Annotated in this window: 22 protein-coding genes; 7 read left to right on the top strand and 15 right to left on the bottom strand. The window is 63.6% G+C overall.

What is annotated here, in order from left to right; translation table 11 throughout:
- Positions 1-115 precede the first annotated feature (115 nt).
- Positions 116-1,063, top strand: a complete 948-nt coding sequence (locus tag AC1D0O_RS16580) for a DMT family transporter (RefSeq protein WP_477654603.1) — start codon at positions 116-118, stop codon at positions 1,061-1,063.
- On the opposite strand, the gene AC1D0O_RS16575 is transcribed toward AC1D0O_RS16580, so the two are convergent.
- The 4 genes from AC1D0O_RS16575 to AC1D0O_RS16560 all read right to left on the bottom strand — a co-directional run bounded on the left by AC1D0O_RS16575 (position 1,008) and on the right by AC1D0O_RS16560 (position 5,262).
- Positions 1,008-1,898: an ABC transporter permease gene (locus AC1D0O_RS16575; RefSeq protein WP_477654602.1), complete on the bottom strand. Its 891-nt coding sequence runs from the start codon at positions 1,896-1,898 to the stop codon at positions 1,008-1,010. The genes AC1D0O_RS16580 and AC1D0O_RS16575 overlap by 56 nt on opposite strands.
- Before the next feature lies 1 nt (position 1,899).
- Positions 1,900-2,844, bottom strand: coding sequence for an ABC transporter permease (locus AC1D0O_RS16570; RefSeq protein WP_477654601.1), 945 nt, complete (start codon positions 2,842-2,844; stop codon positions 1,900-1,902).
- Between the two features lie 36 nt (positions 2,845-2,880).
- Positions 2,881-3,987, bottom strand: coding sequence for an ABC transporter ATP-binding protein (locus AC1D0O_RS16565; RefSeq protein ID WP_477654600.1), 1,107 nt, complete (start codon positions 3,985-3,987; stop codon positions 2,881-2,883).
- Between the two features lie 111 nt (positions 3,988-4,098).
- A complete protein-coding gene (locus tag AC1D0O_RS16560; protein ID WP_477654599.1) occupies positions 4,099-5,262 on the bottom strand; it encodes an extracellular solute-binding protein in 1,164 nt (387 codons plus the stop codon).
- A gap of 252 nt (positions 5,263-5,514) precedes the next feature.
- On the opposite strand from AC1D0O_RS16560, the gene AC1D0O_RS16555 reads away from it, so the two are divergent.
- Complete coding sequence (locus tag AC1D0O_RS16555) at positions 5,515-7,650, top strand: acyl-CoA dehydrogenase (RefSeq protein ID WP_477654598.1); 2,136 nt, start codon at positions 5,515-5,517, stop codon at positions 7,648-7,650.
- 9 nt (positions 7,651-7,659) lie between these two features.
- Here the strand turns inward: AC1D0O_RS16555 and AC1D0O_RS16550 are convergent, their stop codons facing one another.
- From AC1D0O_RS16550 to lgt, 6 genes are all read right to left on the bottom strand, one after another.
- Positions 7,660-9,180: a malonate--CoA ligase gene (locus AC1D0O_RS16550; protein ID WP_477654597.1), complete on the bottom strand. Its 1,521-nt coding sequence runs from the start codon at positions 9,178-9,180 to the stop codon at positions 7,660-7,662.
- A gap of 3 nt (positions 9,181-9,183) precedes the next feature.
- Positions 9,184-9,996, bottom strand: coding sequence for an enoyl-CoA hydratase/isomerase family protein (locus AC1D0O_RS16545; protein ID WP_477654596.1), 813 nt, complete (start codon positions 9,994-9,996; stop codon positions 9,184-9,186).
- 7 nt (positions 9,997-10,003) lie between these two features.
- Positions 10,004-11,002, bottom strand: a complete 999-nt coding sequence (locus AC1D0O_RS16540) for a Bug family tripartite tricarboxylate transporter substrate binding protein (RefSeq protein WP_477654595.1) — start codon at positions 11,000-11,002, stop codon at positions 10,004-10,006.
- A gap of 214 nt (positions 11,003-11,216) precedes the next feature.
- Complete coding sequence (locus AC1D0O_RS16535; RefSeq protein WP_477654594.1) at positions 11,217-12,680, bottom strand: malonyl-CoA decarboxylase domain-containing protein; 1,464 nt, start codon at positions 12,678-12,680, stop codon at positions 11,217-11,219.
- Complete coding sequence (locus tag AC1D0O_RS16530; protein WP_477654593.1) at positions 12,677-13,345, bottom strand: GntR family transcriptional regulator; 669 nt, start codon at positions 13,343-13,345, stop codon at positions 12,677-12,679. Before AC1D0O_RS16530 ends, AC1D0O_RS16535 begins: the two co-directional genes overlap by 4 nt.
- A gap of 279 nt (positions 13,346-13,624) precedes the next feature.
- Positions 13,625-14,440 carry a prolipoprotein diacylglyceryl transferase gene (lgt, locus tag AC1D0O_RS16525; RefSeq protein WP_477654592.1) on the bottom strand — a complete coding sequence of 272 codons (816 nt, stop codon included), beginning with the start codon at positions 14,438-14,440 and terminating at the stop codon, positions 13,625-13,627.
- On the opposite strand from lgt, the gene AC1D0O_RS16520 reads away from it, so the two are divergent.
- Positions 14,439-15,107 (top strand): DUF4124 domain-containing protein, encoded by a 669-nt coding sequence (locus AC1D0O_RS16520; RefSeq protein WP_477654591.1) that lies wholly within the window; start codon positions 14,439-14,441, stop codon positions 15,105-15,107. The two genes, lgt and AC1D0O_RS16520, sit on opposite strands and share 2 nt — an antisense overlap.
- Here the strand turns inward: AC1D0O_RS16520 and AC1D0O_RS16515 are convergent.
- Complete coding sequence (locus AC1D0O_RS16515) at positions 15,085-16,062, bottom strand: LysR family transcriptional regulator (protein WP_477654590.1); 978 nt, start codon at positions 16,060-16,062, stop codon at positions 15,085-15,087. The genes AC1D0O_RS16520 and AC1D0O_RS16515 overlap by 23 nt on opposite strands.
- Before the next feature lie 127 nt (positions 16,063-16,189).
- On the opposite strand from AC1D0O_RS16515, the gene ilvD reads away from it, so the two are divergent.
- Complete coding sequence (gene ilvD / locus AC1D0O_RS16510; RefSeq protein WP_477654589.1) at positions 16,190-17,890, top strand: dihydroxy-acid dehydratase; 1,701 nt, start codon at positions 16,190-16,192, stop codon at positions 17,888-17,890.
- Positions 17,891-18,036: 146 nt separating this feature from the next.
- Here ilvD and AC1D0O_RS16505 read toward each other — a convergent pair whose 3' ends face one another.
- Positions 18,037-18,285 (bottom strand): TIGR04438 family Trp-rich protein, encoded by a 249-nt coding sequence (locus tag AC1D0O_RS16505; RefSeq protein WP_477654588.1) that lies wholly within the window; start codon positions 18,283-18,285, stop codon positions 18,037-18,039.
- A 125-nt stretch (positions 18,286-18,410) separates the two neighbouring features.
- Between AC1D0O_RS16505 and AC1D0O_RS16500 the strand changes: the two genes are divergently transcribed.
- Positions 18,411-18,725, top strand: a complete 315-nt coding sequence (locus tag AC1D0O_RS16500) for a c-type cytochrome (protein ID WP_477654587.1) — start codon at positions 18,411-18,413, stop codon at positions 18,723-18,725.
- Positions 18,726-18,786: 61 nt separating this feature from the next.
- Here AC1D0O_RS16500 and acs read toward each other — a convergent pair whose 3' ends face one another.
- Positions 18,787-20,784 (bottom strand): acetate--CoA ligase, encoded by a 1,998-nt coding sequence (gene acs, locus AC1D0O_RS16495; protein WP_477654586.1) that lies wholly within the window; start codon positions 20,782-20,784, stop codon positions 18,787-18,789.
- A gap of 150 nt (positions 20,785-20,934) precedes the next feature.
- Here acs and AC1D0O_RS16490 point away from each other — a divergent pair, with 150 nt between their 5' ends.
- Positions 20,935-21,549: a YqhA family protein gene (locus AC1D0O_RS16490; protein WP_477654585.1), complete on the top strand. Its 615-nt coding sequence runs from the start codon at positions 20,935-20,937 to the stop codon at positions 21,547-21,549.
- Positions 21,550-21,553: 4 nt separating this feature from the next.
- On the opposite strand, the gene nhaA is transcribed toward AC1D0O_RS16490, so the two are convergent.
- Together nhaA and fumC are read right to left on the bottom strand one after the other, a co-directional pair.
- Complete coding sequence (gene nhaA, locus AC1D0O_RS16485) at positions 21,554-22,741, bottom strand: Na+/H+ antiporter NhaA (protein ID WP_477654584.1); 1,188 nt, start codon at positions 22,739-22,741, stop codon at positions 21,554-21,556.
- A gap of 156 nt (positions 22,742-22,897) precedes the next feature.
- Entirely contained in the window at positions 22,898-24,295 is a 1,398-nt protein-coding gene (fumC, locus tag AC1D0O_RS16480) for a class II fumarate hydratase (protein ID WP_477654583.1), read from the bottom strand.
- Between the two features lie 173 nt (positions 24,296-24,468).
- Between fumC and AC1D0O_RS16475 the strand changes: the two genes are divergently transcribed.
- A complete protein-coding gene (locus AC1D0O_RS16475; protein ID WP_477654582.1) occupies positions 24,469-26,019 on the top strand; it encodes a fumarate hydratase in 1,551 nt (516 codons plus the stop codon).
- Positions 26,020-26,029 lie beyond the last annotated feature (10 nt).

Below are 26,029 nucleotides of genomic sequence, written 5' to 3'. Positions count from 1 at the left end.
TGGGTATCGGAAAAATTCAGCCCTGAAAATTAAGGCATGATTCCGGCCTGCTGGCATCCCTGCCAACCCCTCCAACCGGCGGGCCGCATGGCCGTGCAACAGGAACCCCAGTTTAATGAACCGCATTGTGGCGTACGCCTGTCTCGGGCTCAGCATGTCTTTGGTGGGCAGCTATGTGGCGCTGTCCAAACCCCTGGTCGCCGCCCTGCCCGTCTTCCTGCTCGCCTGGCTGCGTTTTGGCATAGGCGGTGCAGCCATGCTGCGCTGGCTCAAAAAGCCCGCTGAAGAGATTCCCATGAGCCGGCAAACCGCCCGCCTGCTGTTCCTGGAGTCTTTCCTGGGCAACTTCCTGTTTTCCATCTGCATGCTGTTCGGCGTGAGCCTGACCAGCGCCGTCGCGGCCGGCGTCATCATGGCCTCCATCCCGGCCGCCGTCGCGCTCATGAGCTGGCTCTTCCTGCGCGAGCGCATCGGCCTGCGGGTATGGGGCGCGGTAGCCTGCGCCGTGGTCGGTATCGCCCTGGTGTCTTTGTCCAAAAATCCACCGCCGGCGCACGCCGCCGCTGGGCCGGAAGCCGACCTGGCGTCAAAGTACGCCTGGCTGGGCAATCTGCTGCTGGTGGGCGCGGTCCTGTGCGAAGCCTTCTATGCGGTAATCGGCAAGAAACTGACCGGCGTGCTGAGCCCCAAACGCATTTCAGCCTTGATCAACCTCTGGGGTTTTGCGCTCGTCACGCCGCTGGGGCTCTGGATGGCCTGGAGTTTTGACTTCGGCCGGGTCGCGCCGTCCTTGTGGTTGCTGCTGGTGTTTTACTCGCTGGCCGCCAGTGTCTGGACGGTCTGGCTCTGGATGACGGGCCTCAAGACCATCCCGGCCAACGAGGCCGGCGTATTTGCCGTGCTGCTGCCCATCAGCGCCGCTACGGTCGGCGTCATCGTGCTCGGTGAAACACTGAACGCCACCCAGATCGGCGCCTTCGGCATTGCGCTGGCCGGCGTGGTGCTGGCTACTTTGCCGGGACGGGGTCTGGAAAAGCCTGTTCCGGTCGAGCCGCCGCACTGATCTCGCGGTCCAGCCGCTTTTGCCGGCGCATCACATAGAGGCTATAGCTGATGATGCCCAGCGACACCACGGTGATCAAAATCGTGGCCGCCGCGTAAATCGACGGGTTCACGCCGCGGCGGGCATAGCTGAAGATCACCTGCGGCAGGGTCGTCACGCCCGGGCCCGACAAGAACTCCGAAATCACCACATCGTCAAACGAGAGCGTGAACGTCAGCAGCCAGGCCGACACCAGGGCCGGCGCGATATTTGGCAGGGTCACCAGGAAGAACACCTGCATGGGCCGGCAGCCCAGGTCCATGGCGGCCTCTTCGAGGGTGCGGTCCATTTCGCTGAGGCGCGACTGGATCACCACGGTGGCGTAAGCCATGCCCAGCAGGGTATGGCCGGTCACGATGGTGATGAAGCCGCGGTCGGGCCAGCCCACGGTGCGCTGCACCGCCACCATCAGCAGCAGCAAGGACAGCCCGATGATGACCTCGGGCATGACGAGCGGTGCGTTGACCAGCCCGTAAAACAGCGTGCGCCCGGTGAAGCGCAGATAGCGCACCAGCACAAAGGCGGCAAAGCTGCCCAGCACCACCGACAGCGTGCCGGTGATCAGCGCCACCTTGAGCGACAGGAAAAAGCCTTCGACCAGCCGCGAGTCCGCCAGCAAGGCCTCATACCAGCGCGTCGAGAAGCCGGTGAAGACGCCGTCCTGCCGCGTGCTGTTGAAAGAAAAAACGATGAGGAAAAACAGCGGGATGTAGAGAAAGAGGTAGACCAGCCCCATCCAGAGTTTGCCCACATTGTTTTCCACCAGGCGCGAAAAACCCCTCATGCCGGTTTTCATCTCAGTGCCCTCCCCGCGCGTCGCGATCGCTGCTGGAGCGGTAATAGAAGGCCAGCGGCACCAGGATCAGCAGAATCATCACCACCGCCAGTGCGGAGGCGCGCGGCCAGTTGTTGCTGCTGAACATCTCGTCCCAGACCACGCGGCCGATCATGATGTTTTCGGCGCCGCCCAGCAGCGAGGGGATCACGAACTCGCCGACGCTGGGAATGAACACCAGCATGGAGCCGGCCACGATGCCCGATTTGCTGAGCGGCACGGTGATCAGCCAGAACGCCTTCCAGGCGCTGGCGCCCAGGTCGTGCGCGGCCTCCAGCAGGCGGAAATCCATCTTCACCAGGTTGGCGTAGAGCGGCAGGATCATGAAGGGGCAGTACACATAGGTCATGCCCACCAGCATGGAGACGTCGGTGTAGAGCATCACCATGGGCTCCTGGATGATGCCCAGAGACAGCAGCAGGTTGTTGAGTACGCCTTGGTCGGCCAGGATTCCCTTCCAGGCGTAGACGCGCAGCAGGAAGGAGGTCCAGAACGGCAGCATCACCAGCATCAGCAAGGCCGGGCGGATCGCGGGCCGTGAGCGGGCGATGAAATAGGCAAAGGGGTAACCGATGACCAAGCAGGACAGCGTGGTGAGCAAGGCATACTTCAGCGAGGTCTTGTAGGCCTCCATGTAGATCGTGTTGCCGAAGCCCCCCGCAGCATCCTGCGCCTTGTCGATGAAGATGGACGCGTAGTTGTTGTAGCGCAGCAGCACGTGCCACGATCCCTTGACCGTCTCGATCAAGGGCGCGAAGGGATCGACGCCGTTGCCCATGTCCGTCACGCTGATGCGCAGCAGGATCAGGAAAGGCAGCACAAAAAACAGCAGAAGCCAGACGTAAGGCACGGCGATGACGAAGCGCCGCCCGAGGTTGAGTTGAAGCCAGGAGGGGATGTTTTTCATCGCCGGGATTAAATCTTTGGGGCTGGTGGGCTGGACTTATTGCGTCAGCACCACCGGCGCGGAGCCATCCCACCAGAAGAAGACCGGGTCGTCCCAGGTGATCGTGTCGCTGTCGTGGCGCGTGGTGTTGGTCTCGGTGATCTTGAGGGTACGGCCGCCGGCAGCTTCCACGATGAAGGTGTTGTAGCTGCCGAAATAGGCGATCTCGCGCACTTTTCCGGTAAAAAGGTTGGTGCCGATACCGGCCGGCCGGGTCTTGGCGATGTGGATCTTCTCGGGCCGCACCGCGATGGCGACCGACATGCCCAGTGTGCCGCTGATGCCGTGCCCCACACTCACTACGCCCTGGTCGGTGGTGACCTCGCAGCGATCGGCCTCGTCCAGCGTGAGCTCGCCCTCCAGCATGTTGACGTTGCCGATGAAGTCGGCGACAAAGCGGCAATTAGGATGCTCGTAGATTTCCTTGGGCGTGCCAACCTGCAGCACGCGGCCGTGACTCATCACGGCGATGCGCGAGGCCATGGCCATGGCTTCCTCCTGGTCGTGCGTCACCATGACGCAGGTCACGCCCACGGACTCAAGGATGTTGACGAGCTCAAACTGCGTGCGCTCACGCAGTTTTTTGTCCAGCGCGCCCAGGGGCTCGTCGAGCAAAAGCAGTTGCGGACGTTTGGCCAGGCTGCGCGCCAGCGCCACGCGCTGCTGCTGGCCGCCCGAGAGCTGGTGCGGCTTGCGTTTGGCAAAAGCCTCGAGCTGGACCAGCTTGAGCATCTCCTGCACGCGGGCCGCGATCTCGCTCTTGGGCATGCCCTCGCGCTTGAGGCCGAAGGCAATGTTGTCCTCAACCGTCAGGTGCGGAAACAGCGCATACGACTGGAACATCATGTTGATGGGCCGCTCGTAGGCCGGGAAGGAGGCGATGTCCACGCCGTCCAGGATGACCGCGCCGGAGGTCGGTTTCTCAAAACCCGCCAGCATGCGCAGCAGGGTCGATTTTCCACAGCCGGAGCTGCCGAGCAGCGCGAAGATTTCACCCTTGTGGATGGACAGCGAGACGTCGTCGACCGCGGCCACGCCGTCAAAGCGCTTGACCAGCTGGTCGGTCCGCAAATAGCCATCACCGGGCGGTAGGGGCAGGTTCATGAACAGTAGTTCCTGTCGTCACCAAGATGAAAAAAAGCTGCGCACGCAAAGCATTGCGTGCACAGCCGGGTTCAGATTCAAATTACCGTTCGGCAAAAATCAGCGGAAAGCTCACTTGCCTTTTTTGAAGGCGGTGAACACATTGCTCATGGACTCGCGGGCCTCATTGCTGAAGCTGGCCGGAGACACCATTTTCTTCAGGTTGTCCGGGTCGGGGAAGACAGCCTTGTCCTTGGCGATCTCAGGCTTGACGTTCGCCAGGCTGGCCTTGTTGGCGGTGGCGTAGCCCAGTTCGTTGGTCAGGGATGCGGACACTTCCGGGCGCAGCGAGTAGTTGATGAAGGCCAGCGCGTTGTTGGGGTGCTTGGCATCCTTGGGGATGGCCAGGGTGTCGAAGAAGATCAGACCACCGGTGCTGGGCAGCAGGGCCTCGACATCGTTGCCGCTCTTGTTTTCAATCGCGCGGGCGCGGGCGATATTGATATCGCCGGCCCAGGCCAGGGCCACGCAGGCCTTGCCACCGGCCAGGTCGTCAATCATGGTGCTGGAGAACATGCGGATGTGCGGACGCACCTTGGCCAGCATCTCGGCGGCCGCCTTGTGGTCGGCCGGGTCGTTGGAATAGGCGTTCTTGCCCAGGTAGTGCATGGCCGGCGGCAGCACTTCGGTGGGCGAATCAAGGTAGGCGATGCCGCAGGCCTTGAGCTTGGCCGTGTAGACCGGGTTGAACACCAGGTCCCAGGCGTTTTCCGGCATGGGAGTGGAGCCCAGGGCCTTGGTGACCTTGGCCTTGTTGATGCCGACCGTGGTGAAACTCCAGGCCCAGGGCACGAGGTAGCCGTTGCCGGGGTCAATGGTGCCCAGCTTTTCCATGATGGCCGGGTCCAGGTTGCCGTAGTTGGCGATCTTGGTTTTGTCGAGCTTGGCGAGCAGGCCACCGTCGATCTGCGGCTTGGCGAACACGGCGCCGGGGACGACGATGTCATAGCCCGTGTTGCCGGCTACCAGCTTGGCGTGCAGGGCCTCGTTGTTCTCGAAGGTCTGGTAGTTGACCTTGATGCCGGTTTCCTTTTCGAAGTTGGCGATCATGTCCTTGGCGACATAGTCAGGCCAGTTGTAGACATTGAGCACCTTTTCCTCGGCGGCGACAGGCGCCGGGGCGCTCGCGGCGGCGGCCGGTGCGGCAGCAGCAGGCGCTTCTTCTTTTTTACCGCAGGCGGTCAGTGCCGCCACCAGCATGGCCGAAAACGCCCAATACCCAAGATGCTTTTTCATAATGTCCTCAACTCCTCTTATAAAAACTTGGAAGTAAAAACCAGGAAACACTAGCAAAAATCAGACCGGAGCAATTGTATAAGAGGGCCGAAGGGGCGGGAACCTTTCTTATGCGGCCTTTGCATGAAGGCCCGTCGCCGGCCGCCCGGCAAATCCGCCTACAGCAAAACGGGCCTAAGACGCTAGCCGCCCTGCCCCTCCCCACGTACGCTTTTGGAACAAGCCTTCACTCTCCTTTCCGAAAGATACCCCATGGGATTTGCCCGCTGGCTAGGCCAGGCCGCCATGAAACCCTTTGCCCGGGCATTGCCTGTGATGGGCGACACAGAGCGCGCCGCGCTGGAGGCCGGCACCGTCGGCTTCGAAGGCCGGCTGTTTTCAGGCCAACCCGATTTCGACGCCCTGTTGGCCGCCGGGCCCAACGTGCTCAGCGCCACGGAACAAGCCTTCATGAACAGGGAAGTCACCGCCCTCTGCGCCATGCTGGACGATTTCGCCATTGACCAGGCTGGCGACCTGCCCGCCGAGGTCCGGGCCTATCTGCGCGAGCACCGCTTCTTCGGAATGATCATCCCCGAGGAACATGGCGGGCTGGGTTTCAGCCACTACGCCCACGCCACCGTGGTCACGCGCATCGCCACCCTCAATATCTCCGCTGCCGTGACCGTCATGGTGCCCAACTCCCTGGGTCCGGCAGAGTTGCTGCTGCGCTACGGGACACCGGCACAGAAGCAGCATTACCTGCCGCGCCTGGCTGACGGCCGCGACCTGCCCTGCTTCGGGTTGACCTCGCCCTATGCGGGCTCCGATGCAGCCTCCATTCCCGACAGCGGCGTGCTGGTCGAACGCGAGGTCGACGGCGCCATGGTGCGCGGCTTTAGCGTCAATTTTTCCAAGCGTTACATCACGCTGGCGCCGGTGGCGACCGTCGTCGGCCTGGCCTTCAACGCCATCGACGAAAGCCTGCCCGAAAGCCAGCGCCAGCTGGGCATCACCTGCGCACTGATCCCCGTGCCGCAGCCCGGCATGGACATCGGCAGGCGGCACAGGCCCATGGATGCCGCCTTCATGAACGGCCCCATCGAGGGCCGCGAGGTCTTCATCCCCATGGACTGGGTCATAGGCGGCGAGGCCCGGGTCGGCCAGGGCTGGCGCATGCTGATGGAGTGCCTGGCCGCCGGGCGCGCGATTTCATTGCCGGCACTGGGCTCGGCCATGCAGCAGACCGCACTCTTCGTCGCCAACGGCTACGGCCAGGTGCGTGAACAGTTCGGGCTTCCCATAGGCCGCTTCGACGCAATTGCCGGCGTGATCGCCGGGATGGCCTGCGAGCTTTACGCGACGGACGCCGCGCGCCGCTACACCGCCGCCGTGCTGGACAAGGGCGAGCAGCCCAGCGTGGCCAGCGCCATCCTGAAGGTGCACCTGACCGAAGCCGGCCGGCGCGCCGTCAGCCACGGCATGGACATCCTGGGTGGCAAGGGCATCATCCAGGGCCCGTCCAACCTGCTCTCCGTGGCCTACCGCGGCGCGCCCATCGCGATCACCGTGGAAGGGGCCAACATCCTGACCCGCTCGCTGATCATTTTCGGCCAGGGCGCGGTGCGCTGCCACCCCTACGTGATGAAGGAAATGCAGGCCGTGCAGGACAAGGACGCCGAAGCGTTGGGCCAGGCCTTGATGGGCCACGGCGGGCACGTGCTGCGCAACTTCTGGCACAGCATCGCGGGCGCACCACTGCGGGGCACGCCGCCGGCGGGCCTGGAAAAAGAAGCCCGCCTGATCGCCCGCCTGAGCAGCCAGTACGCGCTCACCTGCGACCTGGCCATGGGCCTGCTGGGCGGCAAGCTCAAGCGCATGGAGCTGCTGTCGGCCCGGCTGGGCGACGTGCTGGCCCACCTTTACATGGCCAGCGCCTGCGCCTGGCGCTATGCCGTGGAAGAGGACGGCGACATGCTGCCGGTGGCCAGGGCCGCGATTCGCATGCAGCTTGACGAAGCCGGCAATGCGCTGGAAGCGCTCTACGCCAATTTCCCCTCGCCGCTGCGCCGTGTGGTGGGGGCCATGGTGCTCAACCGCAGCACCCGGCTGGCGCCGCTCCGGGATGCGCAGTTGCTGGAACTGGCGAAACTGCTGCGCACCCGCAACGCGATCATGCGGCGCCTGTGCCCCGACCTGGCCACGCCGAGCAGCGGCGGTTTGCGGGATCTGATGGATGCGCTCGCGTTGGCGGAGCAACTGGGGGAAGAAACCGTGGCGCTCAACAAGGCCGTGCGCGGCCGCCAGTCCATGGAACGCGCCGCGCAAAGCTCAAGCAACCCTGAGCTGGCACTGGCCTACCTGCGTGCGGCGGACAAAGTGATCCAGGTCGACGACTTCGCGCCGTAGCGCCTGCTCTTAAGCGAACAAACCCTTGTACTGCTCGCGCAGCAGATTCTTCTGCACCTTGCCCATGGTGTTGCGCGGCAGCTCGGTGACCACAAAACACTGCTTGGGAATCTTGAAGTTGGCCAGTTTGGACTTGAGCTCGCCCACGATCTGACCGGCTTCCAGCGAAACGCCCGGCTTGGCGATCACCACGGCAACGCCTACTTCCCCAAAATCCGGGTGCGGCACGCCGACCAGCGCGCTTTCGGCCACGCCCGGCATGTCGTTGATGTAGCCCTCGATCTCTGCGGGGTAGACGTTGTAGCCCCCGCTGATGATGAGGTCCTTGCTGCGGCCCACGATGACAATGTAGCCGCGCTCGTCGATCTTGCCGACGTCGCCGGTCTTGAAGTAGCCGTCGGCCGTGAATTCTTCCTTGGTCTTTTCCGGCATGCGCCAGTAGCCCTTGAAAACGTTGGGGCCCTTGACCTGGATGCCGCCGATCTCACCAGCCGGCAGGGACTTGCCGTCCTCGCCTTGCACGCGCAGGCTGACGCCGGGCAACGCAAAACCCACGGTGCCGCCGCGCCGCTCGGCGCCCTGGTAGGGATTGGACGTCAGCATCACGGTTTCGGACATGCCGTAGCGCTCCAGGATCGTGTGGCCGGTACGCTCCTTCCATTCGTTGAAGGTTTCGATCAGCAAAGGGGCCGATCCCGCGACGAAGAGCCGCATGTTGCGGCAGGCTTCGCGGGTCAGGCCAGCCTCAGCCAGCAGGCGCACATAGAGCGTGGGCACGCCCATGAACACCGTGGCCTCGGGCAGTTTTTGCACCACAAGCTTGGGATCAAACTTCGAGAGCCAGATCATCTTGCTGCCGTTGATCAGCGCACCGTGGATGGCGACAAACAGGCCGTGCACGTGAAAAATCGGCAAGGCATGGATCAGCACGTCGCCCTTCCTCCAGCCCCAGTAGTCTTTCAGCACCAGCGCATTGCTCAGCATATTGCCGTGCGTCAGCATCGCGCCCTTGCTGCGGCCCGTGGTGCCGCTGGTGTAAAGGATGGCGGCCAGATCGTCGGCCTGGCGTGCCACGGCTTCATGCTTGTCGCTGCAGTGCGCGGCGCGGTCCAGCAGCGAGCCGGTACGGTCGTCGTCGAGCGTGAAGACGTTCTGCGTGCCGGCCTTGAAGGCGATCTTGCTGACCCAGCCGAAGTTCTTGCTGCTGCACACCATGACCGAAGGCTCGGCATTGCCGATGAAGTATTCGATCTCGGCGCTCTGGTAAGCCGTGTTGAGCGGCAAAAACACATAGCCGGCGCGCAGGGTCGCCAGGTAAAGCATCATGGCTTCCACCGACTTTTCGACCTGCACCGCCACGCGGGCCCCTTCTGGCAAGCCCAGCGAGGCCAGCAGGTTGGCCATCATCGCGGTGCCGCGTTCGAGGTCGCGCCATGAATAGCGCAGGCCGTTGTCGGTTTCGACGGCGGTCTCATCGAGCGAAGAGGGAAAGGCGGCTCGCAGCGCCGAAAAAAGGTTATGGTTTTTCATGGGTCAGGCTGTCGGTGGAGTGGATGCAGGGGCCCGGCCGTCAAACCGGGGCGGGCGTTTTTCAACAAAGGCCGTGACACCCTCCCGGTGTTCGGGCGATGCGGCGTAGCGGTAAGCACCCGCGGTCAAATCATTCACGGCTTGCGCGTTGCCTGCTGCGGCCAAGACCCTGAAGGCCTGCTTGTTCAGCCGCGCCGCGCCAGGCGCCAGGGCGGCGGCGCTCGCCGCGCAAGCCAGGGCCGCCGCGCCCGCCTCATGGGCCGGCGCCACCTGGTTGAGGAAGCCGCGCTGCTTCATCTCGGCGGCACCCAGTACGGCGGCCGACAGCAGCATTTCGCGCGCCGTCAGTTCGCCCGCCGCGCGCATCACCAACGCCGCCTCGCGCGGCGCCATCGGAAACCCAAGCTTTGCGATGGGCGCACCGAACTTCGCCGTGTCGCCGGCGATACGCATGTCGCAGCAGCTGGCAATTTCCAGGCCGGCGCCCATGCAGTTGCCGTCGATCTGCGCGACCATGGGAACGTCGCAATCCAGCATGGCTTGCAGGCCGCCCCACACGTCTTTCTCGTGAAACTCGCGCAGGGCGGCTTCTGCAAACCGGAAGCCGGCGTATTCGGAAATGTCGCCCCCCGCACAAAAATGCCCACCCTCGCCTCGCACCAGCACGCAGCGCAAGTCATTGCCCTGCTGGATGCGCTCGAAAATCGCACGCAGCTCGCGCCACATGGCGCGGCTCATGGCATTGAGCTTGCCGGGGTGGGACAGGGTCACAAAGGCCAGGGAGTCTTTCACCTCCAGCAAGACGGCTCCGGTCATCAAGCGGTCATTCGAGTTTGGCGCCGGAGGCTTTCACCACGGCAGACCAGCGCTTGACTTCGCTGCTCACGAAAGCGCCGAACTGCTGCGGCGTGAGGTTGCCGAAGTCGGCGCCGTTGCTGGCCCAGATGGCTTTGAGCTCGTCGGTGGTGGCGGCTTTGCGCAGGTCGTCGACGATGCGCGCCTGCACGTCGGCCGGCGTACCCTTGGGCGCCCACATGCCGTACCAGGTGGTCACGGTGTAGTCAGGCAGGCCCAGCTCGCCCGCGCAGGGCACATCCGGGAAGGCCGGGTTGCGTTTGGTGCCGGACACCATCAGCGCCTTGATGCGCCCACCCTTGATGTGGTTGGCGGAGGAACCCAGGCCGTCAAACATCATGTCGACATTGCCCGAAATCAAATCCTGCAGGGCCGGGCCCGCGCCGCGGTAGGGAATGTGGGTGATGAAGGTCTTGGTCTGCTGCTTGAACAGCTCCCCGGCCAGGTGGTGCGAAGTGCCCGCGCCGGCCGAGCCGTAGTTGTACTTGCCAGGTGCCTTGCGCACAGCTTCAAGGTAGGCCTTGAAATCGGCGAACGGCAGGTTGCGGGGGTTGACCACCAGCACCTGCGGCACATTGGCCATCAGGGCCAGCGGCACAAAGTCTTTTTCGATGTCGTAATCGAGCTTGGGGTACATCGAAGGCGCGATGGTGTGGTGCACCGCCCCCATGAACAGCGTATAGCCGTCGGGCTGGGCCCTGGCAGCGATGCTGGCCCCCAGCGTGCCGCCGGCGCCGCCGCGGTTGTCGATGATGAGCTGCTTGCCGGTCAGCTTCGCGAACTGGGCGGACAGTGGGCGGGCGAAGGCATCCGTGCCACCGCCGGCCGGAAACGGCACGATCATTGTCACCGGCTTGGTGGGCCAGGCCGACTGGGCGTGGCTGCCGAAAGACAGTGTCGCGGCGCCGGCGGCCGCGGCGCGCAAGATGTCTCGCCGGGACGCCCGGGCATGAAAGCTGAAAGTCATTGTTGTCTCCTGTCGTTGTTGAAATCAGAAAAAGCAAGCCGGAAGTTCACCCACGATGGACCCATACCTGCCGCTACCCAAACCGCTCTCAAGAGTCGCTCACAAAACCCAGCGAAGCGGTCCTGGCTAGGCGCGTCGCCGCAGACAGTGCACCAGCACGGCAAGGCGGCGCAACAACGCCAGGAGGGTTTTGTGAGCGACTCTAAGTACACGTTTAAATGTACAAATCTTCTATGTCCCCTGACACGGGGATTTCCCCCTGTGCCAGCTGCGCGCGGTGCCTGTCCAGGCGCTTGAGGTCATAGAGGTAATTCACCATCAGGCCGTACGATTGCTTGAGCCCTTTGGGCGTCGGGTCGCCGGCCCAGTTGATGCGCTCCACGCGCGCGCCGTTGCCCAGGTGAAAACGCGCCACAGGGTCGAGCGGCTTGCCTTCTTCCATCGTCCTTCCCAGGTAGTGGGCGGCGCAGTGCAACAGCATTTTTCGCACCGGTGATTTCTCGCCGAGCGAAAGCGGGTCCTCGATCGCCGTGAAGAAATGCCCGGCACCCGGCGGCTCGAAGCCAACGGCGCGGCCCAGCGCGCTGCGCTCCTTGTCTCCCAGCTTTTCCAGCATGGCCGCGGCATTCTTGCCCAGCCAGCTGCGAAAGCCCGGAATCGGCGACAGCGTGGCGAAAGTCTTGAGCTTGGGGAATTCTTCCTTCAGGCTTTCGACCACGCGCTTGATCAGCGAATCGCCAAAGCTCACGCCGCGCAGGCCGGCCTGGGTGTTGCTGATGGAATAAAAAATCGCGGTGGTGGCGCGGCTCAGGTCCGAAGGCGCGGCCAGTTCGTCAAGCAGCGGCATGATGTCGCCCGCGATGCGCTCGACCATGGCGACCTCCACGAAGATCAGCGGCACTTCGGGCAGCCGCGGGTGGAAGAAACCGTAGCAGCGCCGGTCGCTGTCGAGCCGGTTCTTCACGTCGGCCCAGCCCTTGATGTCGTGCACCGCCTCGTACTTGATGAGTTTTTCGATCAGCGAAGCCGGCGAGTCCCAGGTGATGCGTCGCAGGTCGAGAAAGCCGACGTCGAACCAGGTGGAGAACATGTACTCCATCTCGACGTCCAGCGCCAGCAGGCGCTTGTCAGACTTGAGGCTGGGCTGCATCTCGGCCCGCATGTCGACCAGGAACTGGATGCCGCCCGGATAGACGCTGAAACGCTGCAGCAGGCGCCGGCGCGGCGACACTGTGGCCCGCCGGTAGCGCACCTCAGCCACCGCCTCTTCGGGCGTGCCTACCGCAGCCGCGAACTGAGCCTGCGCGGCCTTGACCTTTTGCGGATTGGCGACGAACTGCTCGCTCATGAGCATCCACAGGTCCCGCCGGCGCGCAGCGGTGGCGCCCTCGTACCAGGCCGCGATGGCCATGGCGCGGCGCCCGCCCTCGACCTCGCTCACTCGCGGGTCGATGATGGCCTGCAGTTCCTGCAAAGTACGGCGCAACACACGCGGCGACAGCGCCTCGTCCTTTTGGCTCAGTGTGGCTTGCAGCCGCTCATGGGTGCTGCGCGCGGGCAGTGCTGCGTTGGTTGCCGTCTTTTTGCCAGCAACCGCTGCGGGTACCGCGGACGCGCCGGCTTTGTCGCTCGCGGTGAAGCGCGAGACGTTGCGGCTGAGCCAGTCGGCAGCGCTCATGAGGCCACCCGGGAGCGCTGGTTGCGGGCCAGTTCACGCAGCGCTTCGCGCTGGCGCGTCAGGTGCGTGCGCATGGCGGCTTCGGCCCCTTCGCTGTCGCGGCTCTTGAGGGCGGCGAACACCGTCATGTGCTCCGACAGGCTTTGCGCCAGCCGGCCCGGCGCGTGCAATTGCTGCAATCGCGCCAGCTTGAGGATCTTGCGCAGGTCGGCGATGGCCTGGGCCAGCCAGCGGTTGTTGGCCAGCAGGATGATGGCCTCATGGATCGCGAAGTTGGTGGCGTAGTAATCATTGATGCGGCCGGCCGCCGCGTGGCTGTTCAGCCGCTCGTGCAAATTGGTGAGCGCCGCGAGGTCGGCATCGGTAGCGTTGCGAGCTGCCTCGTAGGCACAACGCCCTTCCAGCAGCGCGATCACCGGAAAGATGTCGTCGAGGTCCTGCTCGGTCACCTCGTTGACGAAGCAGCCGCGCCGCGGCTCATGGCGCAGCAGGCCTTCCGAAGTCAGCACTTTGAGCGCCTCTCGCAGCGGCGTGCGCGAGATTTCCAGGCGTTCGCACAGCGCGACCTCATCCAGGAAGCTTCCGGGCGCAAACTGGCCCGCGAAGATCTGCTCGCGCAGGGTATCGGCGACCTCCTGGTGCAGTGAACTCTGGACAAGACGCATGGCATGACCCTTTGACTGACCTGATCCGCCGCGTGGCGGAGCCTTGCAGAACACCCGCGTTGCCGCAGGTGGTTCGAACCTTCAATCGAGCAGTAATTTCAAGTAATTACCTGTAATTATGAAAAAGAACGCCTTTTTGATCAAGAGGATGTGCATGAAAACGACAGGGAGAAACCCTAGCGGGGCCACGGCTCCTGGCACCAGGCCCACGTCAAGCGCTCCGGGCCTTCTGGACTGAGGCCGGGCACGTCTCTCAATCAGGGACAGTTTGCAAAGCCCTCAGGCCAGTTCAGCACGCTTTGTCGCCCATATCCACAGCCAGGCGCCGCCGGCAATCATGGGAACGCACAGCCACTGGCCCATGCTCATGCCCAGGGCCAGGATGCCGAGGAACTCGTCCGGTTCGCGGAAAAACTCGGCGATGAAACGGAATACGCCATAACCCAGCAGGAAGGCGCCCGAGACCTGGCCCGTCTTGCGCGGCTTGCGTGCGTACAACCACAGCAGCACGAAGAGCAGCAAGCCCTCCAGCAGGAACTGGTAGACCTGTGAGGGATGGCGCGGCTGCATCGAGCCGCTGCCCGGAAACATCATGCCCCACGGCAAGGCCGGGTCGCTGAAACGCCCCCAGAGCTCACCATTGATGAAGTTGCCGACACGCCCCGCCGCCAGCCCGGTGGGCACGCAAGGCGCCACAAAGTCCATCACCTGCAGCCAGGGCCGTTGGCGCGAACGTGCAAACCACCACTGCGAGGCCAGCACACCCAGCATGCCGCCATGAAAGCTCATGCCGCCCTGCCACACAAAAAAGATCTCCAGGGGATGCGTGAGGTAGTAGCCCGGCTTGTAAAAAAGGCAATACCCGAGCCGCCCGCCCACCACCACTCCCATGACGCCCAGGAACAACATGTCCTCGATATCCCTGCGCGACCAGGCGCCCGGGCCGGTGATGGAAGCAAAAGGCTGGTGCCGCAACCGCCGCGTCGCCAGGAAAAAAAACAGGCCAAAGGCCGCCAGGTAGGTCAGGCCATACCAGTGGATGCCAAGCGGGCCGAGTTGCAGCGCGACGGGATTGATTTGCGGGTGAATAAGCATGGGCGGTATTTTGCACGCAAGCCTCGTAGGAAAGGGCTTACGCGAGCCCTACACTACATGCAACGCCGTACCGGACCTCACCATGCGCCACTCATTCCGCCCTGCCCTCGTTGCCAGCCTTGGCCTGTTTTTGGCGAACCACGCGGCAGCACAGGTTTACCAGTGCCATGATGCGGCCGGCAAAAAGGTGTTTTCACAAATACCGTGCGCTGCCCAGGGGGGCGGCAGCGAAAAACTCATCATGCGCGCGCGCACCGCCGCTGCGCCAGTGGCGCCGGCCGATGACATGCCGGCGCCAGGCAAGCCAGGTTCGGTCTACGGCGAGGGCGGCGGCGCACCCAAGGACTGGGCCGCGGAAAATGCAGCCGCAGATGCCCGTTTAGCGGCTGCCGAGCGGTCCAGCGACGGGTCGCGCCAGGCTACGCCCTCGCTGGGAGGCCTGCGCAAGGGCAGCACCCAAACCCAGGCGCAGGTCTCCGACAAGCAGATCATTGCCAATTGCGAGGCCAACCACGGCGCACGCTGCAGCAGCGCCGGCGAAATCGCCCAGCGCAGGATGGAGCAGCGTGAACTCAGCCCGGCGGAAAGACAGCAGCAGCAAAGCGCGGTGGCCGCGCGCCGGCAGCGCCAGCAAGACGAAGCCTTTAATCGCTCTCTTCGTCGATAAAAGCCATGAAGCGCGCCAGCGCCGGGTTGGCATTGGCGACCGGCCACACCAGGCTGGTCTCGCAGCCGGGCACCACCACCGAAGCGCTCCGCGCCCCACCACGGACGGAAGGCCTGCCGGCAGGCACGCTGCGGTACACCACACCCGGCCGCTGGAACTGCCGCACGCTTTCGGGAACCCAGGCCACGCCGAGGCCGGCGGACACCAGGTTCACGATGGTCTGCATCTGGATGGCTTCCTGGGCCACCCGCGGCAGGCGGCCCGAGGCGTGGTACATCGCAAAAATGGCGTCGTAAAGCGACGGCAGGATGCGCCGCGGGAAAATCACCAGCGGCTGGTCCAGCAGGTCCGAAACGGTGAGCGACACCTGGCTTGCCAAGGCGCTCTGCCCGGGCACGGCGAGCACCAAGGGGTCCTGGCTGATGCGCCGATGTGCCAGGCCGGGCGGTGCGAATCCGGGGGAATGCAGCATGAAGCCCGCATCGATCTCGCCGCGCTCAAAAGCCTGCAACTGCACGTCGCCGGTCGCCTCTACCAACTCCAGTTGCACCTTGGGGTAGTGCTCGCGAAAGGCCAGCACCCAGCGCGGCAGCAGGTCAAAACCCACCGTGGAAACAAAGGCCAGCCGCAGGCGCCCGGCCTCGCCATCGGCGCTGGCTCGCGCATACGCGGGTAGCGCCAGGGCACGCGCCAGCAGGTCACGCGCCTCGGGCACCAAGGCGGCGCCCGCCGCCGTAAGCCGCACGCTGCGTTTGGTGCGGTCGAACAGCCTGACGCCCAGCAAGGCCTCCAGCTGCGCGATGGCTTGGGTGAGCGGCGGCTGGGTCATGTTCAGGCCCTGGGCCGCGCGACCGAAGTGGAGTTCCTCGGCCACGGCCAGGAACTGGCGCCACAGGCGCAACTCGATCAAAGGCGGTTTGCGGGAAGCAGTCTCCACGGTGCCGAAATCATTCATATGCCATACATATTAATAGATCATAAATAATGGATTGGAAAGAATCAATCAAAGCACGCATACTCTGCTTTTCCGATACAGCCCCCGCACCTGAGGGCAGAGCCAAAATCCACCCACGAGACACGCCATGAACACCAAGACCGTCAACATCGTCCCCAACCCCCGCAGCAGAAACATCACCGAAGGCAAATCGCGCGCGCCCAACCGTTCCATGTACTACGCCATGGGCTACGAGGCCGACGACTTCAAGAAGCCGATGATCGGCGTGGCCAACGGCCACAGCACCATCACGCCCTGCAACAGCGGCCTGCAAAAACTGGCGGACGCGGCGATCGCCGGCATCGAAGAGGCCGGCGGCAACGCGCAGGTCTTCGGCACGCCGACGATTTCCGACGGCATGGCCATGGGCACCGAGGGCATGAAGTATTCGCTGGTGAGCCGCGAAGTGATCTCGGACTGCATCGAAACCTGCGTGCAGGGCCAGTGGATGGACGGTGTGCTGGTGGTCGGCGGCTGCGACAAGAACATGCCGGGCGGCCTGATGGGCATGCTGCGCGCCAACGTGCCGGCGATCTATGTCTATGGCGGCACCATCCTGCCCGGCAGCTACAAGGGCAAGGACCTCAACATCGTCAGCGTGTTCGAAGCCGTGGGCGAAAACGCCGCCGGCCGCATGAGCGACGAAGACCTGCTGCAGATCGAGCGCCGCGCCATTCCCGGTACCGGCAGCTGTGGCGGCATGTACACGGCCAACACCATGTCCAGCGCTTTCGAGGCGCTCGGCATTTCGCTGCCCTACTCCAGCACCATGGCCAATCCGCACGACGAAAAAATGAACTCGGCCAGGGAGTCGGCCAAGGTCCTGGTCGAGGCCATCAAGAAAGACATCAAGCCGCGCGACATCGTCACCAAGAAGGCGATTGAAAACGCGGTCGCCGTGATCATGGCGACCGGTGGCTCCACCAACGCCGTGCTGCACTTCCTGGCCATCGCGCACACGGCCGGCGTCGAATGGACCATCGACGACTTCGAGCGCGTGCGCCAGCGCACGCCAGTGCTGTGCGACCTCAAGCCCTCTGGCAAATACCTGGCCGTCGACCTGCACCGCGCCGGCGGCATTCCACAGGTCATGAAGACGCTGCTGGCTGCCGGCCTGCTGCACGGCGACTGCCTGACGATCTCCGGCCAGACCATCGCCGAGACGCTCAAGGATGTGCCCGAGGTCCCGCGCGCCGACCAGGACGTGATCCGCCCCATCGACAAACCCATGTACGCCCAGGGCCACCTGGCCATCCTCAAGGGCAACCTCTCCCCCGAAGGCTGCGTCGCCAAGATCACCGGACTGAAAAACCCGGTCATGACCGGCCCGGCGCGCGTGTTCGATGACGAGCAGTCGGCCCTGGCCGCCATCCTGGCCGGCAAGATCAAGGCCGGCGATGTGATGGTGCTGCGTTACCTAGGCCCCAAGGGCGGCCCCGGCATGCCTGAGATGCTGGCCCCCACCGGCGCGCTGATAGGCGCGGGCCTCGGCGAAAGCGTGGGCCTGATCACCGATGGCCGTTTCTCCGGCGGGACATGGGGCATGGTGGTCGGCCACGTCGCGCCCGAAGCGGCGGCCGGCGGCAACATCGCCTTTATCCACGAAGGCGACTCCATCACCATCGATTCCAAACAACTGCTGCTGCAGCTCAACATCAGCGATGAAGAACTGGCAAAACGCAAAGTCGGCTGGAAGGCCCCGGCGCCGCGCTACACACGCGGCGTGCAGGCCAAGTTCGCCTTCAATGCCTCCAGCGCCAGCAAGGGCGCGGTGCTGGACGACTATTGAGCACCTGATTCCAGTCCACTGAAACGACAAGAGCCCGTGAAGTTACAGACTTCACGGGCTCTTTGCTTTGAGACGCCCCGCCTTTGACGTAAGGCAGATAGATTGGATGGCGTAACCTGATTGAAAGGACTTGATGCGGCGCCGGCTTATTTTTTCTTCTTCTTGGCCGACAGCATGCCCATGGCGTCGCGCTGTTTGTCGATACGGTCTTGCCTGCGCTTGTCCATCTTGTCGACCTCCCTGCGCTTGGTGTAGCCCGATGCGTCTGCGTACCACCACCATAGCGCGGCCAGCAAAAACGGCGACAGCACGATGAACCAGCTCCATGTGGCAACCGGGCCGATCTCCAGGTATTTCAGGGCCAACCCGACAATGCCAAGCAATAAAAAATACATGTTTCTCTCCTGAAATATCGACCCGGGCCAAGGGGTATCCCCTTGAAACAAGGGTCAACCGGCACCACTACAATCACGTTAATTGACTGTAACCGAATCCATAACTCCCCCCACGAGGACAATCCATGAAACGCATTCTTTCAGTAATCGCTTTTGTGACCGCGGGTTTTGCCGTGTCGACGCCCGCTCTGGCCGACCTGCAACTGGCCACAGCCAAGAACTGCATGGCCTGCCATGCGGTCGACAAAAAGCTGGTGGGGCCGTCTTACAAGGATGTCGCCACCAAGTACGCCGGCCAGAAAGACGCCGCCGACAAGCTGGCCACCAAAATCATCAAGGGTGGTTCGGGCGTCTGGGGCCCTGTGCCCATGCCCGCCAATGCACAGGTCAACCCTGAAGAAGCCAAGAAGCTGGCCGCCTGGGTTCTGGCAACCAAATAAGCGGCTTGCAAGCCGACAAAAAAGCCCGTCATTGACGGGCTTTTTTTATGCTTGCTTCACTTCACTGCTTTTCAGACAGCTGCTCCAAGATCGCTGGGTTTTCTAAAGTCGACGTATCCTGCGTGATGGCTTCGCCTTTGGCGATGCCGCGCAGCAGGCGGCGCATGATCTTGCCGCTTCGCGTCTTGGGCAGGTTGTCGCCGAAGCGGATGTCCTTGGGCTTGGCGATGGGGCCGATTTCCTTGCCTACCCAGTCGCGCAGTTCCTTGGCGATCGCTTTGGCCTCGTCGCCCGTGGGGCGCGAGCGCTTGAGCACCACGAAGGCCACGATGGCCTCGCCGGTCAGGTCGTCGGGCCGCCCCACTACGGCGGCTTCTGCCACCAGCGCGGAGTGCGCCACCAGCGCCGATTCGATTTCCATGGTGCCCATGCGGTGGCCCGAGACGTTCAGCACGTCGTCGATGCGGCCGGTGATGCGGAAATAGCCGTTCTCGGCATTGCGCACCGCGCCGTCGCCGGCCAGGTAAATCGTTCCGCCCATTTCTTCGGGGAAATAGCTTTTCTTGAAACGCTCCGGGTCGTTCCAGATGGTGCGGATCATGGATGGCCAGGGGCGCTTGACGACCAGCATGCCGCCCGATCCGTTGGGCAGGTCCTTGCCGGTTTCGTCGACGATGGCGGTCATGATGCCGGGCAATGGCAAGGTGCAGCTGCCGGGCACCAGCGGCGTGGCTCCGGGCAGCGGTGTGATCATGTGGCCGCCGGTCTCGGTTTGCCAGAAGGTGTCCACGATGGGGCAGCGCTCGCCGCCCACGTTTTTGTAGTACCACATCCAGGCTTCGGGGTTGATGGGCTCGCCGACCGAACCCAGGATGCGCAGGCTGCTGAGGTCCGAGCGCGCCGGGTGCACCTTCTCATCGCCCTCGGCGGCCTTGATCAGCGAGCGGATCGCCGTGGGCGCGGTGTAGAAAATCGTGACCTTGTGTTTCTCGATCATCTGCCAGAAGCGGCCGGCGTTCGGGAAAGTCGGGATACCCTCGAAGATGATCTGCGTCGCGCCTGCCGCCAACGGACCGTAGGCCACATAGGTGTGGCCGGTGATCCAGCCGATGTCGGCCGTGCACCAGAACACGTCAGCCGGCTGGATATCGAAAGTCCAGTCCATGGTGAGCTTGGCCCAGAGCAGGTAGCCGCCCGTGCTGTGCTGCACACCCTTGGGTTTGCCGGTCGAGCCCGAGGTGTAAAGAATGAAGAGCGGGTGCTCGGCGCCGACAAATTCAGGCTCGCACACCGGCGGCGCCTTGGCCGTGATCTCGTGCATCAGGCTGTCGCGCCCGGCCACCATGTTGCAGGCCGTGGCGGTGCGCTGGTAGACGATCACGTTCTTGATCGACTCGCAGCCACCCATGGCGATGCCTTCATCGACGATGGCCTTGAGCGGCAGTTCCTTGCCGCCGCGCAGCTGATAGTTGGCCGTGATGACGGCTACCGCGCCGGCGTCCTGGATGCGCTCCTGCAGGCTCTTGGCCGAGAAGCCGCCGAACACCACCGAATGCGTGGCGCCTATGCGCGCGCAGGCCTGCATGGCCACCACACCCTCAACCGTCATCGGCATGTAGATGATGACGCGGTCGCCCTTCTTGATGCCCGCGCCCTTGAGCGCGCTGGCGAACTGGCTGACCTTGGCGTGCAACTCTTTGTAGGTGACGTTGGTGACCTTGCCGTCATCGCTCTCGAAAATGATGGCTTTCTTGTTTTCGGTCGGCGTGCCCAGGTGGCGGTCCAGGCAGTTGTAGGAAGCGTTGAGCTCGCCGTCGGCGAACCATTTGTAAAACGGCGCGCTGGACTCGTCCAGCGTCTGGCTGAACGGCTTTTTCCAGCTGAGGTTTTCGCGCGCCAGCCGGGCCCAGAAACCTTCGAAATCCTTTTCAGCTTCGGCGCACAGGGCCTGGTAGGCCGGCATGCCCGAAATGCGCGCCGCTTTCACGGTGGCGGAGGCAGGCGGGAAAATGCGATTTTCAACCAGGGTCGATTCGATCGCGGATTGGGGGGCGCTCATTGTTTATGTCTCCTGTTTGTCACTGAATGCGTGGTACTGTCTTCTGCGGCACTTACAAGCCACTGACTGGCTTGAACCTTACAAAAAGCATCGAATCCGGAGGCGGCCCGCCTCCCCCTACAATGCCGCAAACCCCCAGCTTACGCCATCATGACTGAACCTACCCAAGCCCAACCCCCCGGAAAAATCTCCCCGCTCCGCCCCCTGCCCAACCTGATTTTCGCCAGCCGCTGGCTGCAGCTGCCGCTCTATCTCGGGCTGATCGCCGCGCAGGCGGTGTACGTGATGCACTTCCTGGTCGAGCTGTGGCACTTGATAGAAGCCGCCTTCGGCAGCCAGACCGCCCTGCAATCGCTGATCACCAGCATCGGCTACAAGACCGCCATACCCGTCGCGTCGCTCAACGAGACGGTCATCATGCTGGTGGTGCTGGCTCTGATCGACGTGGTCATGATTTCCAACCTGCTGATCATGGTCATCGTGGGCGGCTACGAAACTTTTGTGAGCCGCATGAACCTCGAGGGTCACCGCGACCAGCCCGAATGGCTGAGCCACGTGAACGCCTCGGTGCTCAAGGTCAAGCTGGCCACGGCCATCATCGGCATCAGCTCCATCCACCTGCTGAAAACCTTCATCAACGCCGACAACTACACCGACAAGGTCCTGATCGCGCAGACGGTGATCCACATCACCTTCCTGCTGTCGGCCATTGCGATTGCCTATACCGACAAGATCATGTCGGGCATCGCGGCGCAAAAGCACTGAGCTTTTATTCCGGCGCCTTGGGGCCGCCTCGCAACAGCAGCAGCGTGCCCGCCACGCCGGAAAGCAGCGAACCGCAAAGCACGCCCAGCTTGAGTTGCGTTTCGTAGCCGGCGTCCTGCCCGGCGAAGGCCAGCGTGCCGATGAACAGGCTCATGGTGAAGCCCACACCGCAGAGCAGGCAGACCCCTATAAATTGCTGCCAGCTGGATTCAGCCGGCAAGCGCGCGCCGGCAAAACGGATCAGCAGCCACGAAGCGCCAAACACCCCGACCGCCTTGCCCACCAGTAGGCCGGCCGTGATCCCCAAGGGGACGCTTTGAAGCAGCGTTCCCATCGTCACCCCCTGCAAGGAAACTCCCGCGTTGGCAAATGCGAACATGGGCAACACCGCAAAAGCCACCCAGGGGTGCAGCGCGTGCTCGGCCGCCTTGAGCGGCGAGCCGCCCTTGCCGTCAGACAGGGGAATGGCCAGCGCGGTGATGACGCCCGCCAGCGTGGCATGAATCCCGGACTTGTAAACAAACAGCCAGATCACCAGCCCCACCGCCACATAAGGTCCTATCGCCATGACTTTCGCCCGGTTAAAGGCCAGCAGAACCAGCCCGCCCAGGCCTGCGGCCAGCAACGCGGCCACCGACAAGGCATCGGTATAGAAGAACGCAATGATCAGGATGGCGCCCAGGTCGTCAATGATGGCGACGGCCGTCAAGAACACTTTGAGCGAGGCCGGCACGCGGCTGCCCAGCAAAACCAGGATGCCCAACGCAAAGGCAATGTCCGTGGCCGCCGGAATCGCCCAGCCCCGCATGGCGATCGGGTCGCCGGCGTTGATGGCCATATAGATCAGCGCCGGCGCCACCATGCCGCCCAGCGCGGCACCTGCCGGCAACAAGGCCTGGCTGCGCGAAGCCAGTTCGCCATCCAGCAACTCACGCTTGATCTCCAGCCCCACCAGGAAGAAAAACACTGCCATCCACAGGTCATTGACCCAGTGCAGCAAGGACTTGGAAAGCACCAGCAGGTCGCCGCCTACACGCACCTCACCCGGCAGTTGCACAAACCGGTTGTAAGCCTCACCCCATGGAGAGTTGCTGACCACCAACGCCAGTACGGCCGCCAGCGCCAGCACCACGCCAGAAAGCGATTGCGAATTGATGAACTGGTTGAGGGTGCGGTGGACGAATTTCAGCATGGCCCATTGTCCCAGAGACACGCGAGCCGGCAGCATTAAATGCCCCGCTCCCCTGCAAGCAGGCGCCGCGGAACTGGCTTTGCCCGGCCGCAGGCGCCGCCCCCTGAAAGGGGGGAACAGGCTACACGAAGTGAGCCTGGACGGGGGTGTGCCTACCTACCGGCCGACCATGTCGGCCGGTACCACCCACTGGTCGAACTGTTCCGCTGTGACGTGACCCGAGGCCAGCGCCGCGTCGCGCAGGCTGCTGCCTTCCTTGTGCGCCTTCTTGGCGATGAAGGCGGCCTTGTCGTAGCCGATGTGGGTGTTCAGCGCCGTCACCAGCATCAAGGAGCGGTCCACCAGTTCGGTGATGCGTTCGCGGTTCGGCTCTATGCCCACGGCGCATTGGTCGTTGAAGCTCACCATGCCGTCGGCCAGCAGGCGCACGCTCTGCAGGAAGTTGTGCGCCACCATGGGACGGAAGACATTGAGTTCGAAGTTACCCGAAGCACCGCCGAAGTTGATGGCCACGTCGTTGCCGAACACCTGGGCCGCCAGCATTGTGACGGCTTCGCTCTGCGTCGGGTTGACCTTGCCCGGCATGATGGACGAGCCGGGCTCGTTCTCGGGAATGCTGAGTTCACCGATACCGCTGCGCGGTCCGCTGGCCAGCCAGCGCACGTCGTTGGCGATTTTCATCATGCTGGCCGCCAGGGTCTTGAGCGCGCCGTGCGCGTGCACCAGGCCGTCCACCGAGGCCATGGCCTCGAACTTGTTGGGCGCCGTGACAAAGGGCAGGCCCGTGAGCACGGCCAGCTCGGCCGCCACCTGCTCGGCATAGCCCTTGGGCGCGTTCAGGCCGGTGCCCACGGCGGTGCCGCCCAGCGCCAGCTCGCACAGGTGCGGCAAGGCGGCGCGCACATGCTTTTCGCCGTGATCGAGTTGCGCGACGTAGCCTGAGAACTCCTGGCCCAGCGTGAGCGGCGTGGCGTCCTGCAGGTGGGTGCGGCCTATCTTGACGATGCCGTCGAAGTCCTTGGCTTTTTTCGCCAGCGTGGCGCGCAACTTCGCGATGGCCGGCAGCAGCTTGCGGGTCAGCGCCTCCACCGCGGCCACGTGCATGGCGGTCGGGAACACGTCATTGGACGACTGGCTGCGATTGACGTCATCGTTGGGATGGACCAGCCGGCCTTCGCCGCGCTCGCCGCCCAGGATTTCGCTGGCCCGGTTGGCCAGCACCTCGTTGACGTTCATATTGGTCTGCGTGCCCGAGCCGGTCTGCCAAACCACCAGCGGGAACTCGTCGGCGTGCTTGCCTGCGATCACCTCATCGGCCGCGGCTACGATGGCTTTAGTTTTTTTCTCGTCCTGCAGGCCCAGCGCGTGGTTGACCCTGGCCGAAGATCGCTTGACCTGGGCCAGCGCCTTGATGATCTCGCGCGGCTGTTGTTCACCCGAGATGTCGAAGTTCTGCAGCGAACGCTGCGTCTGCGCGCCCCAGAGTTTGTCGGCCGGCACCTCGATCGGGCCGAAGGTATCGCGCTCGGTGCGCGTGCTGCTGCTTGTCGTCATGGAATGTCCTGCGCTGTCAAAAAAGAAAGGGAGAAAGTCGAAGTATGACGGCAAACAAGAAAGATTCTCATCTAAGGGGTTTTGCCAAAAGCCGCCGGCCGGCCCCGGGTGCCGAGGGCGGATAATTACGGGGTTTGCCCGAAATCCCCTAAAACGACGATCCCCACCCCACCATGACCACGATCAAGCAAGCCGACCTCATCGAGTCCGTAGCCGCCGCGCTGCAGTACATCAGCTACTACCACCCCACCGACTACATCGCCCACCTGGCACGCGCCTACGAACGCGAACAAAGCCCGGCCGCCAAGGACGCGATCGCGCAGATCCTCACCAACAGCAAGATGAGCGCCACCGGCCAGCGCCCCATCTGCCAGGACACCGGCATCGTCAACGTGTTCCTGAAAGTCGGCATGGACGTGCGCTGGGAAGGCTTCAGCGGAAGCCTTGACGACGCCATCAACGAAGGCGTGCGCCGCGGCTACAACCACCCGGACAACACCCTGCGCGCCTCAGTCGTGGCCGACCCGCAGTTCGACCGCAAGAACACCAAGGACAACACGCCGGCGGTGATCTTCACCGAGCTGGTGCCCGGCGACAAGATCGACGTCACCGTGGCCGCCAAAGGCGGCGGCAGCGAAAACAAAAGCAAGCTGGTAATGCTTAACCCCGGCGACTCGGTGGTCGACTGGGTGCTCAAGACCGTGCCCACCATGGGCGCCGGCTGGTGCCCGCCCGGCATGCTGGGCATAGGCATAGGCGGCACCGCCGAAAAAGCCGTGCTGATGGCCAAGGAAAGCCTGATGGACGACCTCGACATGTATGAGCTGCAGGCCAAATCGTCCTCGGGCGCCAAGCTCAGCAAAACCGAAGAGCTGCGCCTCGAACTGTTCGAAAAAGTCAACGCGCTGGGCATAGGCGCGCAGGGCCTGGGCGGCCTCACCACCGTGCTCGACATCAAGATCAAGATGTACCCCACGCACGCGGCCAGCAAACCCGTCGCGATGATCCCCAACTGCGCTGCCACGCGCCACGCCCACTTCGTGATGGACGGCAGCGGCCCGGTCTACCTGGACCCGCCTTCGCTGGACCTGTGGCCCAACGTGAACTGGGCGCCCGACTACAACAAGAGCAAAAAGGTCGACCTCAACACGCTCACGAAAGAAGAGGTCGCCAGCTGGAAACCCAGCCAGACCTTGCTGCTCAGCGGCAAGATGCTGACCGGCCGCGACGCCGCGCACAAGCGCATTCAGGACATGCTGGCCAAGGGCGAAAAGCTGCCGGTCGATTTCACCAATCGTGTCATCTACTACGTCGGCCCGGTCGATCCGGTGCGCGATGAAGCCGTCGGCCCGGCCGGCCCGACCACCTCCACCCGCATGGACGGCTTCACCGAAATGATGCTGGCCGAGACCGGCCTGATCTCCATGATCGGCAAGTCCGAGCGCGGCCCGGTGGCCATCGAAGCCATCAAGAAGCACAAAAGCGCCTACCTGATGGCCGTCGGCGGCGCCGCCTACCTGGTCAGCAAGGCCATCAAGACCGCCAAGGTGGTGGGCTTTGCCGACCTGGGCATGGAAGCGATCTACGAATTCGACGTGGTCGACATGCCGGTCACCGTCGCGGTCGATGCGGGCGGCACCAGCGCGCACATCACCGGCCCGGCCGAGTGGCAGAAAAAAATCGCCACCGGCGAGTTCAAGCAGATCCCGGTCACCAGCGCTTAAGCAAGTGCCT

The organism is Polaromonas sp. P1_F2 (assembly GCF_056405735.1).
This window is presented reverse-complemented; position numbering and strand designations above follow the sequence as displayed.

What these genes read in the sequence shown, in the direction of transcription:
- AC1D0O_RS16520 (WP_477654591.1), top strand. Translation starts at nt 14,439, where the DNA reads ATGGGCGGTATTTTGCACGCAAGCCTCGTAGGAAAGGGCTTACGCGAG.
- AC1D0O_RS16550 (WP_477654597.1), bottom strand. Translation starts at nt 9,180, where the DNA reads ATGAAAAACCATAACCTTTTTTCGGCGCTGCGAGCCGCCTTTCCCTCT.
- AC1D0O_RS16505 (WP_477654588.1), bottom strand. Translation starts at nt 18,285, where the DNA reads ATGTATTTTTTATTGCTTGGCATTGTCGGGTTGGCCCTGAAATACCTG.
- AC1D0O_RS16500 (WP_477654587.1), top strand. Translation starts at nt 18,411, where the DNA reads ATGAAACGCATTCTTTCAGTAATCGCTTTTGTGACCGCGGGTTTTGCC.
- fumC (WP_477654583.1), bottom strand. Translation starts at nt 24,295, where the DNA reads ATGACGACAAGCAGCAGCACGCGCACCGAGCGCGATACCTTCGGCCCG.
- AC1D0O_RS16570 (WP_477654601.1), bottom strand. Translation starts at nt 2,844, where the DNA reads ATGAAAAACATCCCCTCCTGGCTTCAACTCAACCTCGGGCGGCGCTTC.
- acs (WP_477654586.1), bottom strand. Translation starts at nt 20,784, where the DNA reads ATGAGCGCCCCCCAATCCGCGATCGAATCGACCCTGGTTGAAAATCGC.
- ilvD (WP_477654589.1), top strand. Translation starts at nt 16,190, where the DNA reads ATGAACACCAAGACCGTCAACATCGTCCCCAACCCCCGCAGCAGAAAC.
- AC1D0O_RS16475 (WP_477654582.1), top strand. Translation starts at nt 24,469, where the DNA reads ATGACCACGATCAAGCAAGCCGACCTCATCGAGTCCGTAGCCGCCGCG.
- lgt (WP_477654592.1), bottom strand. Translation starts at nt 14,440, where the DNA reads ATGCTTATTCACCCGCAAATCAATCCCGTCGCGCTGCAACTCGGCCCG.
- AC1D0O_RS16530 (WP_477654593.1), bottom strand. Translation starts at nt 13,345, where the DNA reads ATGCGTCTTGTCCAGAGTTCACTGCACCAGGAGGTCGCCGATACCCTG.
- AC1D0O_RS16545 (WP_477654596.1), bottom strand. Translation starts at nt 9,996, where the DNA reads ATGACCGGAGCCGTCTTGCTGGAGGTGAAAGACTCCCTGGCCTTTGTG.
- AC1D0O_RS16535 (WP_477654594.1), bottom strand. Translation starts at nt 12,680, where the DNA reads ATGAGCGCTGCCGACTGGCTCAGCCGCAACGTCTCGCGCTTCACCGCG.
- AC1D0O_RS16515 (WP_477654590.1), bottom strand. Translation starts at nt 16,062, where the DNA reads ATGAATGATTTCGGCACCGTGGAGACTGCTTCCCGCAAACCGCCTTTG.
- AC1D0O_RS16565 (WP_477654600.1), bottom strand. Translation starts at nt 3,987, where the DNA reads ATGAACCTGCCCCTACCGCCCGGTGATGGCTATTTGCGGACCGACCAG.
- AC1D0O_RS16580 (WP_477654603.1), top strand. Translation starts at nt 116, where the DNA reads ATGAACCGCATTGTGGCGTACGCCTGTCTCGGGCTCAGCATGTCTTTG.
- AC1D0O_RS16555 (WP_477654598.1), top strand. Translation starts at nt 5,515, where the DNA reads ATGGGATTTGCCCGCTGGCTAGGCCAGGCCGCCATGAAACCCTTTGCC.
- AC1D0O_RS16490 (WP_477654585.1), top strand. Translation starts at nt 20,935, where the DNA reads ATGACTGAACCTACCCAAGCCCAACCCCCCGGAAAAATCTCCCCGCTC.
- nhaA (WP_477654584.1), bottom strand. Translation starts at nt 22,741, where the DNA reads ATGCTGAAATTCGTCCACCGCACCCTCAACCAGTTCATCAATTCGCAA.
- AC1D0O_RS16540 (WP_477654595.1), bottom strand. Translation starts at nt 11,002, where the DNA reads ATGACTTTCAGCTTTCATGCCCGGGCGTCCCGGCGAGACATCTTGCGC.
- AC1D0O_RS16575 (WP_477654602.1), bottom strand. Translation starts at nt 1,898, where the DNA reads ATGAAAACCGGCATGAGGGGTTTTTCGCGCCTGGTGGAAAACAATGTG.
- AC1D0O_RS16560 (WP_477654599.1), bottom strand. Translation starts at nt 5,262, where the DNA reads ATGAAAAAGCATCTTGGGTATTGGGCGTTTTCGGCCATGCTGGTGGCG.